Source organism: Arachidicoccus sp. (genome assembly GCF_050436765.1).
Classification (GTDB): Bacteria; Bacteroidota; Bacteroidia; order Chitinophagales; family Chitinophagaceae; genus Arachidicoccus.
Genome location: NZ_JBNQGD010000118.1, coordinates 34,917 through 47,816 on the forward strand (window position 1 = coordinate 34,917; position 12,900 = coordinate 47,816).

Sequence of the window (12,900 nt, forward strand, 5' to 3'; positions counted from 1 at the left end):
TAAATTTTTTACCTTACAAAATACAGCTGCTTAGATTAAGTAATTACTTTTGTAGCAGAATCCATTTAATATGTCTCAATTTAAAAATAAAGTAGTTGTAATTACTGGCGGATCCGAAGGAATTGGTCGCGCATTAGTAGATATTTTTTTGCAACGAGGAGCCAAAGTAGCTACCTGTAGTAGAAACTTTGATAAACTCTACCTTTTGCAAACACAGTATCCTGATATGCCGCTGCTGACCCATACAGCTGATATTAGCAAAGAGAATGAATGCAATTCATTTATTCAAAAAGTAATAAAAGTACATGGAAGCATCGATATCTTAATTAATAACGCGGGTATTTCCATGCGCGCATTATTTGAAGACACAGAAATAGAAACCTTACGAAAATTAATGGATGTGAATTTTTGGGGCGCGGTATATTGCACAAAATTCGCATTACCATTCTTAATACAAAACCAGGGTGTAATTGTTGGCGTATCTTCTATTGCAGGTTTCAGAGGATTACCAGGAAGAAGTGGCTATTCTGCATCAAAATTTGCGTTGAATGGTTGGCTGGAATCTATCCGTACAGAATTGGTAGAAACGGGAGTTTCAGTCGTAACCGTTTGCCCCGGATTTACCAGTTCCAATATCAGAAAAGTTGCATTAAACAAAGACGCGAAGCCGGAAGCCGAAACGTTGATGAAGGAAGAAAAAATGATGAGTGCAGAAGAATGTGCCGGGCATATCTTTGAGGCAATTGATAAAAGGAAACGTACGCTAATATTAACAACACAGGGCAAAGAAGCGGTATATCTTAACCGTTTTTTACCTGCAATAGCAGATAAACTTGTTAGAAAATTTTATTTTAAAAACAACAAACTCATTAAATAAGTATACCCCCAAATAATGGCAATCATTACGCTATCAACAGATATTGGTATCAACGATTTTGTTATTGGCGCTTTTAAGGGGCAGCTTTTAACTTTGCAACCCAATGCTCAAATAGTAGACATTACCCATCAATTATCCTCTACTAATTTTGCCGAAGCTGCTTATATATGTGTGCATGCATTTAAATATTATCCAGAAGAAACCATACACATCGTATTAGTAAATCTCTTTGAATTTGATCCTAGCCAATTATTACTAGCCAAATATGGAAAACAATATATTCTTTGTCCGGATAATGGCATTTTAACCATGATTTGTAAGCAAAAACCTGGTAATGTTTTTAGGTTACCTGTAAAAAATGGAGCAAAAATAACGACACTTCAATGCTTAGAATACTTTTCTATTGCTGTACATAAATTAGCAACAGGCAGATCTCCTTTACAGGTTGGTCAGCCAATCGACAATTTTGTGGAGCGTTACCCGATGCGCCCGACATTTGGCGACAATTGGATTGAAGGGCAAATTATATTTATAGACAGATTTGAAAATGTTGTAGGTAATATTTCTGAAGAAGAATTTGAAGAATGTCGCAAAGGTCGAGATTATAAGATAATTTTTGGGCGCAGCAACAACATTATCACTAAGGTCCAAGAGAACTATTCGATCTCTGACAATAGCGAATACATTGCTACATTTAATTCTGCAGGCATGTTAGAGCTATCCATTAAAAATGGAAATTTAGCGGGGCTATTTGGCCTAAAGGGATCTAAAGAATATACATCTTCCTATGCAGAGACCCAAGAAGAAAGCGGAAAGCGTAATTGGTTTTACAAAACTATTCGTGTTTTTTTTGAATAAATCGTAAATATTTTTCACTCTTTACTTTTTATAAAATTTGAAATACTACATTATAGCCGGTGAGGCAAGCGGTGACCTGCATGGGAGCAATTTAATAAAAGAATTACATAAGTTGGATCCTGAATGTCAAGTACGCTGTTGGGGTGGCGATAAAATGCAGGCCGCCGGTGCCCAACTAGTGAAACATTATCGAAGTCTGGCTTTTATGGGTTTTGTAGAAGTAGTAAGTAATTTACCGACGATTTTAAAAAATCTTTCTTTTTGTAAAAAAGATATTCAGAAATATAGCCCAAACGTATTGATCTTGATCGATTATCCGGGATTTAATCTACGCATTGCACAATGGGCCAAAACACAAGGCATCAAAGTTGTTTATTATATTTCTCCGCAAGTATGGGCTTGGAAAGAAAGCCGCGTGCCCAAGATGATGCAAAACATAGATAAAATGTTAGTCATTCTACCATTCGAGAAAGATTATTTTAAAAATAGGTTTAATTGGGATGTCACATATGTAGGGCACCCTTTAGTAAAAGTTATTGACGATTTTAAAGAATCTAAAACTCCTTTATCATCTTTAGATGATAAAAAGATAATTGCGCTTCTACCAGGAAGTCGCAAACAGGAAGTGCGCAAAAAGTTGCCTATAATGTTAAGGGCTTCAAAACATTTTCCAAACTATCAATTTGTGGTCGCTAAGGCGCCTTCTTTGGAAAATGAATTTTATCAGGAAATGCTCACCTCGTATCCCGACGTTTTATCCATTGAAGACGGAACATACAAATTGCTCTCAAATGCCTACGCGGCATTAGTTACAAGTGGCACTGCGACATTAGAAACAGCTCTATTTGGTGTTCCTGAAATAGTTTGTTACAAAGGCAGTAATATTAGCTATCAGATTGCTAAAAGATTGATTAAAATAAAATATATCTCGCTTGTTAATTTGATAATGGACAAACTCGTTGTAACTGAACTTATCCAACACAGTCTCAATGAACAAAATCTAAGTCAGGAACTTGAACGTATTTTAAACGATGATACGGCACGTTCTCAAATTGAGGATAATTATGCCCAATTAAAAGATCTTTTATCTTTCGGTGGGAATGCTTCAAAAAATGTCGCAATGGCGGTAATTGAATTCCTTCAAAAGTAAATCTTTACCTTAAAGAGCAATTATTATAAATTCGTTATATATCACCGGAAATTTAATATATCGGTGTCTACTGCCAGCTATCTGCGCTTTAGCAGTGACTGACATTCCATCAGGACTTTAATAGCATACAGCAATTTCTCTATAAGTCGCCCCAGCAAGGACTGTCATTTTTGCACAACTCGCTGTCATGGCACAATGCTTGAACGTACTTATCGAACAAAATCGTAAATTATAAAATTTAATAAATATGGGAAAAATAATAGGTATAGACTTAGGAACTACCAATAGTTGCGTTTCTGTTATGGAAGGAAATGAACCAGTTGTTATTGCAAACGATGAAGGTCGTCGTACAACTCCTTCTGTAGTGGCATTTTTAAAAAATGGAGAACGTAAAGTTGGTGATCCTGCAAAACGTCAGGCAATTACCAATCCGCAAAACACGATTATGAGTGTTAAGCGTTTTATGGGACGTAAATTTGATGAAGTTGGTAATGAAATTACCCACTACAGTTACAAAGTTGTAAAAGGAGATAATAATACAGTACGTGTAGATATTGATGGTCGTCAATACACACCACAAGAAATTTCTGCTATGACTTTGCAGAAAATGAAAAAAACAGCTGAGGACTATTTAGGCCAGGAAGTAACCGAAGCAGTAATTACAGTTCCAGCTTACTTCAATGATGCACAACGTCAAGCTACAAAAGAAGCCGGTGAAATTGCAGGCTTAAATGTACGTCGTATTGTAAACGAACCAACCGCTGCGGCTTTGGCTTATGGTTTAGATAAAGGCGGCAAAGAACACAAAATTGCTGTATTCGATTTAGGTGGTGGTACTTTTGATATTTCTATCTTAGATTTGGGAGATGGCGTGTTCGAAGTTAAATCGACCAATGGTGATACACATTTGGGTGGTGATGATTTTGACAAAGTGATTATGGATTGGTTGGCCGACGAGTTTAAAAATGAAGAAGCCATCGACTTGCGTAAGGATCCTATGGCTTTGCAACGTCTAAAAGAAGCGTCAGAAAAAGCAAAAGTTGAATTATCTTCTTCTAACGAAACAGAAATCAATTTGCCTTATATCACCGCTGTTGACGGAGTACCCAAACACTTGGTAAAGAAATTGAGTCGTGCAAAATTTGAAAGTTTAGCTGATAAATTGTTTGACCGTTGCTTAAAGCCATGTGAAGCGGCCTTAAAAGACGCTGGTTATTCGGCCTCCGATGTTGACGAAGTGATATTGGTAGGTGGTTCTACACGTATTCCCAAAGTACAAGAAATTGTCGAAAAATTCTTTGGAAGAAAGCCAAATAAAAGCGTGAACCCTGACGAAGTAGTTGCTATTGGTGCAGCTATTCAGGGTGCTGTATTAACAGGCGAAGTGAAAGATGTATTATTGCTAGACGTTACGCCCCTTACATTAGGTATTGAAACAATGGGTAGTGTGATGACTCCAATGATCCCAGCCAATACAACCATTCCTTCGAAAAAGACAGAAGTATATTCTACTGCAAGCGATAACCAACCAGGTGTGCAGATCCACATTTTACAAGGCGAACGCTCTATGGCAAAAGACAATAAAAGTCTTGGTGTTTTTAACTTAGATGGTATTCCACCAGCACCAAGAGGTGTTCCTCAAATCGAAGTAACTTTTGATATCGATGCCAACGGTATCTTACACGTAAGCGCTAAAGACAAAGGAACCGGTAAGGAACAAAAAATCCGTATTGAGGCAGGTAGTGGTTTAAGCAAAGAGGAAATTGAAAAGATGAAGAATGAAGCTAAAGCCAACGAAGCAACTGACAAAGCAGAACGCGAAAAAGTAGATAAATTAAACCAAGCAGATAGTTTAATTTTCCAAACAGAAAAGCAACTGAAAGAGTTTGGCGAAAAAATACCTGCTGATAAAAAAGCACCGATTGAAGCGGCTTTGACGAAGTTGAAAGATGCACACAAAGTACAGGACATTCCTTCTATCGACAAAGCTTTAGAAGAAATGAACGCCGCTTGGACAGCTGCAAGTGAAGACATATACAAAGCTCAACAGGATGGCGCAGCTGCCGACGCTGGACAACAAGCAAACGCTGGTGGAGAACAGCCTTCATCAGAAGATCATGGCGACGTGACTGATGCAGAGTTTGAAGAAGTAAAATAAGTAGAGCTCGATAGCGAATAATTATAAAACCACAGTGATAAATGGTATCACTGTGGTTTTTTCGTCTTAGGCACGTCAGTTGGATGATCAGAAGAATTGATTAGTCAGACTATAGCCGAACCGAGAATCTCATTTCCCCCATTGCCCATTTACCCAATAATAAAATGACACTTCTTTTCAAAAAAAATAGCAGACAATGAATGGCTGCTATTTTTATCTATAATTATTTTTCTATATATCAGATCAAGTGATACAACGGGAAAAATACAGTCGGGGCTGCTATTTTTTTATTTATAAAACGCCCTTTGTACTAGGCAGCGCGTCACTTAAGGGATCACGCTTCACTGCCATTTTAATGGCTTTAGCAAAGGCCTTAAAAATAGCTTCAATTTTATGGTGTTCATTCTCACCTTTACATTCAATATTCAAATTGCATTTAGCCGCATCACTGAATGATTTGAAGAAATGAAAGAACATCTCTGTAGGCATCTCTCCCACCTTCTCCCTTTTAAATTCGGCATTCCAAACGATCCAATTACGTCCACCAAAATCTATTAAAACTTTCGCCTCTGCTTCGTCCATAGGCAAAGCAAATCCATAACGTTCCATCCCTCTTTTATCCACCAATAATTTAGCAAATGCCTCCCCTAAAGCAATCCCGGTATCTTCGATCGTGTGATGTTCATCAATATGCAAATCACCCTTTGCTTCAATATTTAAATCAATATTTCCGTGGCGGGCAATTTGATCGAGCATATGGTCAAAAAAACCCAGACCCGTATGGATGTTGGCTTTGCCGCTTCCATCTAAATTTATGTCGATCGAAATTTTCGTTTCATTGGTATTTCGCTTGTGATGAATCGTCCTAGATGTCAATTTCAGAAATTCATAAATATCCTTCCAACTGGAAGACACCAAACCCATACTTTCTTTTATAGCTTCTTTATCTGCAATCTCATCGGCGCCAAGCTCTGCATCGTTATTTAACCAAATCCCCTTGCTGCCTAAATTTTTCGCCAATTGAACATCTGTAATACGATCACCAATAACAAAAGAATTTTGTAAGTCATAGGCGGGATTGTTAATATATTCTGTCAACATTGCCGTTCCCGGCTTACGCGTTGGAATATTATCTTTCTTAAAAGTTCTGTCAATAAACACTTTCGAAAAATGAATGCCTTCATTTTCCAGACACTGCATTATAAAACGCTGTACCGGCCAAAAAGGCTCCTCAGGAAAGCTATCTGTACCTAAGCCGTCTTGATTGGTTACCATTACTAATTCGTAATCTAACTCTTTCGCAATTTTAGAAAGATATTGAAAAACTTCCGGGTAAAATTCTAATTTTTCAAAACTATCTATTTGGTACGAAGTGCGCGTTTCCACGATAATAGTTCCGTCTCGGTCGATAAATAATATCGGTTTCATTATTTAATGGTTAATATTTAATTATTAATAGTTAATGTTCTAGAATATTTTTCACTGTTCATTTTTCATTGAAATAAGTGCATCTACTAAATCGGTGTTTTCTTTTTCCGTGCCAACAGTTACCCTTAGACAATCCTCGCAAAGTAACACCCGACTGCGATCACGCACGACGATACCTTTAGTCAATAAATAATCATATACTTTTTTCGCATCTTTTATTTTTATCAATATAAAATTAGCATCAGAGGGATATACTTTTTCTATAATAGCCATTTTTTCGAAAACCTCAGCCAACGCATTGCGCATATCTACGATTTCTTTAATCATATCATTGACCTGTCCAACCTCTTCTAATGCTTTCAATGCCAAATCTTGTGTCGCTTGATTGATGTTGTACGGAGGCTTTACCTTGCTTAAAATATCAACAATCTCTTTGGATGCGAATGCCAAGCCAAGGCGCAAACCAGCCAATCCCCAAGCCTTACTGAAAGTCTGTAAGACTACCAAATTGGGATAATCATTCAACTCCTGAAGAAGAGATTTTTGCTTTGCGAAGTTAATATAAGCCTCATCCACAGCCACAATACCTTCGAAATTATTCAATACCATTTCCAATTCTTCACGATTAAGCGAATTTCCTGTAGGATTATTGGGTGAACATAGCCAAATGATTTTCGTATGGACATCGACCAAAGATTCTATATGCGCTAAATTTAATTGAAAATCCTCTAATAGTGGCGCGATACGAATTTCCACATCGTTAATATTTGCAGACACTTCATACATACCATAAGTAGGCGGGCATATAATCACATTATCCTTTCCGGGATTACAAAAGCTACGATACAGCAAATCAATGCATTCATCGCTACCATTTCCTAAGAAAATTTTCTCGGCAGGAATGTTTTTTACTGAACTGACCGCTTTTTTCAATAACTGTTGGTGTGGATCCGGATAACGATTATACCACTTCAACAATGGAGAGCCCAAACTGTTTTCATTGGCATCTAAAAATACCCTTGCTTCTCCGGAAAACTCATCACGCGCAGATGAATAAGGCGCCAATTTTTTTATATTTTTTCTTAAAAGAATGTTTAGGTCGAACATTTATATTTTTTTGAATGAGAACAAAAATAATTTGATAATGACTAAATAGTTTAATGACAGATTTTCAAATTCATTTATTTTCAAGTTCCTGAATCCTTAGTCTCACTGCATTCGCATGTGCCTCTAAACCTTCGGCACCCGCCATCGAGATTACGGTCGCTGCAATCTGTTGCAACCCCGGTTGCGTAAGTCTTTGATAAGTGATTTTTTTTATGAAACTATCTACACTTACACCACTATACGCACGTGCATAACCATTGGTGGGCAAAGTGTGATTAGTCCCGCTGGCATAATCGCCAACACTTTCCGGCGAATAATTTCCAATAAAGACAGAACCAGCATTCACTATTTTATCTGCCACTTCATCAGCGTTTTTGCAGGATAAAATTAAATGCTCAGATGCATATTCATTCGCAATCTCCACCGCCTCGTCAATCGAATTGACCAAGATTAGCTTACTATTCTCTAATGCCTTTTCTGCAATAAGTCTTCTGGGTAAGATTGTTACTTGCTTTTGCACTTCTTCTTCTACATTTTGCAACATTTTTTCCGAAGTCGTAATCAAAATAGCTTGGCTATCCACTCCATGTTCCGCCTGAGAAAGTAAATCAGAGGCTACGAATGCGGCATCGGCTGAGTGATCCGCTAAAACACAGACTTCACTCGGCCCGGCCGGCATGTCAATAGCCAGACCTTCCTCTTGTGCCATTTGTTTGGCGCAAGTCACAAACTGATTACCCGGTCCAAAAAGCTTATACACTTTGGGGACTGTTTCAGTTCCATAGGTCATTGCACCAATTGCTTGAACACCGCCAATTTTATAAATTTGGGTAACGCCAACCAATTGCGCAGCAAACAAAATAGCCGGATGTAGTTTTCCTTCCTTGTTGGGCGGCGAGCATAATATAATCTCCTTGCAACCAGCAATTTGCGCAGGAATGCCCAACATCAAAATAGTAGAAAACAAGGGCGCAGAACCTCCGGGAATGTATAAACCCACCTTCTGTATTCCAACAGATTTTCGCCAGCAAGCAACGCCTGGTTGAGTTTCAATCACTTCAACTTTAGCCACTTGCTTCTCATGAAAAAATCGAATATTTTTTGCTGCCACTTCAATAGCATCTTTTAGTTCTATAGAGATCTCGCCGGCAGCAGCATTCATCTCTTCTTGCGTTACTATAATATTTTCCAAATCAACTCCATCAAATTTCTCTGTATATTTCTTAACAGCCTTATCTCCATTTGATTTTATTTCTGCTAAAATTCCTGCAACTTGATTTTTCAACGATGTATTGTCAAACACCGTTCTGGAAATCATTTCGGCCCAAAGGCCTTTTGCAGGATTTATATATTTTTTCATTTTTCTACTAATAGTTTTTTATTCCACAATGCTTAAACCACCATTTTTTCAATGGGCAACACTAAAATATCTTCAGCGCCTACCTTTTTTATTTCTTCTATATGTTCCCAAAAATCATTTTCACTAAGTACTGTATGAATGCTGCTCCAACCTTCCACGGCCAGTGGTAATATAGTCGGGCTTTTCATGCCAGGCAGAATTTTTATAATTTGTTCTAACTTATCATTGGGCGCATTCATCAGAACATATTTTTTGTTCTTTGCTTTTTTTACGGTCTGAATACGAAACAACAATTTATCTAAAATCCTTTGTTTTTCTTCAGACAATGTTGGTGTTTTTATCAGGGCCGATTCCGATTTCAAAATCACTTCCGTCTCTTGCAAACCATTCATAAATAGCGTTGACCCACTGCTTACCAAATCACAAATCGCATCCGCCAAACCTATCCCCGGCGCTATTTCTACACTGCCACTAATTTCATGAATATCTGCTTTAACATTATTATCGTCCAAAAACTTCTGCAGTAATACCGGATAGCTAGTCGCAATTTTCTTCCCATTCAGGCATTGTATATTCGGATAGGATTCATTCTTACCGACGGCAATAGAGAGACGACATTTGCCAAAACCCAACAATTCAGCAACTGTCACATTTTTTTTCGATTCATAGATCACATTCTCCCCCACAAATCCAATGTCAGCCACACCATCTTCTACATATTGCGGAATATCATCATCGCGCAAAAAAAACACTTCCAAGGGAAAATTAGAGGCCGTCGCTTTCAATTGATTTTTTACATTATTACTAATTTCGATACCACATTCCTTCAACAATTTTACCGAATCGTCGTGCAAGCGGCCGGACTTTTGAATAGCTAGTTTAAGTAGCATTATTTTAATTTTTAGTTTTATAAAGAATAATAAAAAAGGCTCGCCAACTGGCAAGCCTTCAATGTTTTATATTAAGTACACGACAAAACAATTTAGCTTACCCGCGGGATAAGAAATGATGATGATGTGTATGAGTATTTCTAAACATTTGCGCAAATGTAAAGCGAAAAATTGAATATTGCCTAATTTAAAATGAATTAATTGTTAATTAGAAATTTACTTAGTATTATTTCCTTTTAGTATTAGCTGTAGTTCGTCTAATTGCTTTTGATCAATTGCGCCTGGCGCATCAATCATCACATCACGTCCACTGTTATTTTTAGGGAATGCAATAAAGTCTCTGATACTTTCACTGCCACCTAACAAAGCACATAATCTATCAAAACCAAATGCCAGTCCACCATGCGGAGGAGCTCCAAATTCAAAAGCACCTAGTAAAAATCCAAATTTCTCTTTCGCTTCTTCATCACTCATTCCTAAAGCAGCGAACATTTTTTGTTGTAACTCTTTCTGAAATATACGAATAGAACCGCCACCAATTTCATTACCATTTAACACCATATCATAAGCATTGGCTTTGATATTGGCGTAAGGATGTTCTAAATATTTATCCGGGTTTTCAATTTTTGGATTATTATTGATCATTATGGCAATATCATCCGGTTTGGGTGATGTAAATGGATGATGACGAGCAACCCAACGATTTTCTTCTTCCGCGTATTCAAACAAGGGAAAGTCCAGAACCCATAATAATTTGTATTCATTATCCTTACGTAAGCCCAGTCTTTTACCCATTTCCAAGCGTAATTCACTAATTGCTTTACGTGTGCGTTCTTCCTTCCCTGCTAAGATCAAAATCAAATCACCCGGTTTCGCATCCGCAACCTCTGCAATAGTTTTTAGCTTTTCTTCGCTGAAGAATTTGTCTACACTACTTTTTAAAGTTCCATCTGTATTATATTTGATATTGACCAAGCCCATCATTCCAATCTGTGGACGCTTCACCCAATCTGTCAACTCATCTAATTGTTTCCGTGAATATTCTGCTGCACCTGGAACGGCGACAGCCACAACCGTCTCAGCCTCGTTAAATACTTTAAAATCTATACCCTCAAATATTGCGGTTTGATTTTGTTTGGTCGGAAAACTATGCTGGGGAAATTTTAAATTAGCCAGCTTCATACCAAAACGAATATCTGGTTTATCATTCCCATATTGCCACATCGCTTCTTCCCATGATATTCTTTCTATGATTTCATTGTACTCTAATTGTTTGACATCCTCGAATACACGTCGAATCAGGCCTTCAAACATTTGCAAAATATCCTCCTGTTCCACAAAGCTCATTTCACAATCTATTTGTGTAAATTCAGGCTGGCGATCCGCCCGTAAATCCTCATCTCTAAAACATTTTACGATCTGATAATAACGATCGTAGCCACTTATCATTAATAGTTGTTTGAAGGTTTGAGGAGATTGTGGCAATGCATAAAACTGCCCTTCATTCATACGTGAAGGAACTACAAAATCCCTTGCTCCTTCAGGGGTAGATTTAATAAGAAAAGGTGTTTCAATATCCATGAAGTTATTTTCGTGCATGTAATTTCTTACAGAACGACTCACAGCGTAACGTAATTCAATATTCTTTTTTATAGGATTTCTGCGGAGGTCTAAATAACGATATTTCATACGCAAATCATCTCCCCCATCAGTCTCATCTTGAATGGTAAAGGGAGGTACAGCTGATTTGTTTAATATTTTAAAGGATTGAACATCTAATTCAATTTCTCCAGTAGGAATATTTTTATTTTTATTACTTCTTTCTCTAACAATACCTATTACCTGTAGCACAAATTCTCGGCCCAAAGGCGTTTCGTCTAATTGCGCATTTAGTCTCTCGCTAATTAGTAATTGTGTAATACCGTAACGATCGCGTAAATCTACAAAGGTGATAGATCCGAATTTACGCACCGTTTGCACCCAACCTGACAGTGTAACCTCGTTGCCAACATGGGCTAAATTCAACTCTCCGCAACTATGTGACCGATACATATTCTATTAATTTTTAGGATTGCGAAGATAAGGTAAATGAGGAATTTTAGAGATATGGTGTAATACAAAATAGCAAAACGGAGAAAAATGAGCGACTTGTTTTTTGTATTTACTATATCAAATCTGTGGGTAAACCTGACTTTCCGTTCCAATATTGAAATAAAATGATAGATCATTCAACGGTTACTTACATACCTAAAATAGCTATAAGAGAAAGAAGTACGCAAATAATAAGTAAAATAAATTATACTAAATGTAAGATATATTTTACATAATGAAAAACAAACATTACTTTTGTAAAAAAAAATGAAACGAATTCCTCTTCTTCCAAATTATTGTAAAAAGATAGGATTTTTAATTCTTATCCCATCTGTCATTCTTGGCATAGTCAAATGGTATCTTCTTAAAGATTTAAATTGGTTAACTTTTATTCGGTACGTTCCCTACAAAGGATCTTATGTCGATATAGCAAATACACTATTAATTTTGTTGATAATAGCCGGCGGATTAATGGCGGCCTTTGCCAAAGAAAAGATAGAGGATGAATTTATCGTCAAACTAAGATTATCGTCCTTCCAATGGGCTATACTGGTGAATTATATCATACTATTTGTAGCTAGTACATTTTTGTATGGTTGGGATTTCTTAGGTATTATTGCTTGGAATATGTTTACCCCCTTATTCATATTCTTCATTAGATTTAATTACGTGCTATATTGTACAAAGAAAAAAGCAATCAATGACTAATACGTTAAAGGTAGAAAGAGCCATAAAAAATATAACCCAGGAAGAGTTGGCTAAAATAATTGGTGTTAGCAGACAAACAATAAACGCAATGGAAGCAAACAAATATGTTCCATCGACAGTTTTGGCATTGAAATTAGCTCAATATTTTAATAAAAGAGTAGAGGATATATTTCAACTTTCTTCGGATGATTAAATCTATTTTTCCTGCAAAGAAAAGCCTTATCATTATTGGCTAGACCAATCTCTGGCTGCCAATACATCCGCTATGGGGTT

Annotated in this window: 11 protein-coding genes; 6 read left to right on the plus strand and 5 right to left on the minus strand. The window is 37.0% G+C overall.

Translation table 11 applies throughout. From position 1 onward, the window contains the following. Positions 1 to 70: 70 nt before the first annotated feature. From ACQR30_RS04960 to dnaK, 4 genes are all read left to right on the plus strand, one after another. On the plus strand, positions 71 to 877 hold the full coding sequence (locus ACQR30_RS04960; protein WP_429732126.1) for an SDR family oxidoreductase: 807 nt from the start codon (positions 71 to 73) through the stop codon (positions 875 to 877). A 15-nt stretch (positions 878 to 892) separates the two neighbouring features. Next, complete coding sequence (locus ACQR30_RS04965; RefSeq protein ID WP_429732129.1) at positions 893 to 1,735, plus strand: SAM hydrolase/SAM-dependent halogenase family protein; 843 nt, start codon at positions 893 to 895, stop codon at positions 1,733 to 1,735. A gap of 37 nt (positions 1,736 to 1,772) precedes the next feature. Beyond that, positions 1,773 to 2,885 (plus strand): lipid-A-disaccharide synthase, encoded by a 1,113-nt coding sequence (gene lpxB / locus ACQR30_RS04970; RefSeq protein ID WP_429732132.1) that lies wholly within the window; start codon positions 1,773 to 1,775, stop codon positions 2,883 to 2,885. Positions 2,886 to 3,132: 247 nt separating this feature from the next. After that, a complete protein-coding gene (dnaK, locus tag ACQR30_RS04975) occupies positions 3,133 to 5,043 on the plus strand; it encodes a molecular chaperone DnaK (RefSeq protein ID WP_429732135.1) in 1,911 nt (636 codons plus the stop codon). A gap of 291 nt (positions 5,044 to 5,334) precedes the next feature. On the opposite strand, the gene hisB is transcribed toward dnaK, so the two are convergent. The 5 genes from hisB to aspS all read right to left on the minus strand — a co-directional run bounded on the left by hisB (position 5,335) and on the right by aspS (position 11,880). Beyond that, a complete protein-coding gene (gene hisB / locus ACQR30_RS04980; protein WP_429732138.1) occupies positions 5,335 to 6,471 on the minus strand; it encodes a bifunctional histidinol-phosphatase/imidazoleglycerol-phosphate dehydratase HisB in 1,137 nt (378 codons plus the stop codon). A gap of 51 nt (positions 6,472 to 6,522) precedes the next feature. Then, positions 6,523 to 7,578: a histidinol-phosphate transaminase gene (gene hisC, locus ACQR30_RS04985; RefSeq protein WP_429732141.1), complete on the minus strand. Its 1,056-nt coding sequence runs from the start codon at positions 7,576 to 7,578 to the stop codon at positions 6,523 to 6,525. A 70-nt stretch (positions 7,579 to 7,648) separates the two neighbouring features. Then, positions 7,649 to 8,938 (minus strand): histidinol dehydrogenase, encoded by a 1,290-nt coding sequence (gene hisD, locus ACQR30_RS04990; RefSeq protein ID WP_429732144.1) that lies wholly within the window; start codon positions 8,936 to 8,938, stop codon positions 7,649 to 7,651. 32 nt (positions 8,939 to 8,970) lie between these two features. Next, entirely contained in the window at positions 8,971 to 9,828 is an 858-nt protein-coding gene (gene hisG / locus ACQR30_RS04995; RefSeq protein WP_429732147.1) for an ATP phosphoribosyltransferase, read from the minus strand. A 216-nt stretch (positions 9,829 to 10,044) separates the two neighbouring features. Next, positions 10,045 to 11,880 carry an aspartate--tRNA ligase gene (gene aspS, locus ACQR30_RS05000; RefSeq protein ID WP_429732150.1) on the minus strand — a complete coding sequence of 612 codons (1,836 nt, stop codon included), beginning with the start codon at positions 11,878 to 11,880 and terminating at the stop codon, positions 10,045 to 10,047. 306 nt (positions 11,881 to 12,186) lie between these two features. On the opposite strand from aspS, the gene ACQR30_RS05005 reads away from it, so the two are divergent. Together ACQR30_RS05005 and ACQR30_RS05010 are read left to right on the plus strand one after the other, a co-directional pair. Continuing rightward, entirely contained in the window at positions 12,187 to 12,627 is a 441-nt protein-coding gene (locus ACQR30_RS05005; RefSeq protein ID WP_429732152.1) for a hypothetical protein, read from the plus strand. Then, positions 12,620 to 12,820: a helix-turn-helix transcriptional regulator gene (locus ACQR30_RS05010; protein ID WP_429732155.1), complete on the plus strand. Its 201-nt coding sequence runs from the start codon at positions 12,620 to 12,622 to the stop codon at positions 12,818 to 12,820. Before ACQR30_RS05005 ends, ACQR30_RS05010 begins: the two co-directional genes overlap by 8 nt. Positions 12,821 to 12,900 lie beyond the last annotated feature (80 nt).

Excerpts from the sequence above, each read along its gene's own strand:
- ACQR30_RS04960 (WP_429732126.1), top strand. The coding sequence starts at position 71 with ATGTCTCAATTTAAAAATAAAGTAGTTGTAATTACTGGCGGATCCGAA.
- ACQR30_RS04965 (WP_429732129.1), top strand. The coding sequence starts at position 893 with ATGGCAATCATTACGCTATCAACAGATATTGGTATCAACGATTTTGTT.
- dnaK (WP_429732135.1), top strand. The coding sequence starts at position 3,133 with ATGGGAAAAATAATAGGTATAGACTTAGGAACTACCAATAGTTGCGTT.
- hisB (WP_429732138.1), bottom strand. The coding sequence starts at position 6,471 with ATGAAACCGATATTATTTATCGACCGAGACGGAACTATTATCGTGGAA.
- hisC (WP_429732141.1), bottom strand. The coding sequence starts at position 7,578 with ATGTTCGACCTAAACATTCTTTTAAGAAAAAATATAAAAAAATTGGCG.
- hisD (WP_429732144.1), bottom strand. The coding sequence starts at position 8,938 with ATGAAAAAATATATAAATCCTGCAAAAGGCCTTTGGGCCGAAATGATT.
- hisG (WP_429732147.1), bottom strand. The coding sequence starts at position 9,828 with ATGCTACTTAAACTAGCTATTCAAAAGTCCGGCCGCTTGCACGACGAT.
- aspS (WP_429732150.1), bottom strand. The coding sequence starts at position 11,880 with ATGTATCGGTCACATAGTTGCGGAGAGTTGAATTTAGCCCATGTTGGC.
- ACQR30_RS05005 (WP_429732152.1), top strand. The coding sequence starts at position 12,187 with ATGAAACGAATTCCTCTTCTTCCAAATTATTGTAAAAAGATAGGATTT.
- ACQR30_RS05010 (WP_429732155.1), top strand. The coding sequence starts at position 12,620 with ATGACTAATACGTTAAAGGTAGAAAGAGCCATAAAAAATATAACCCAG.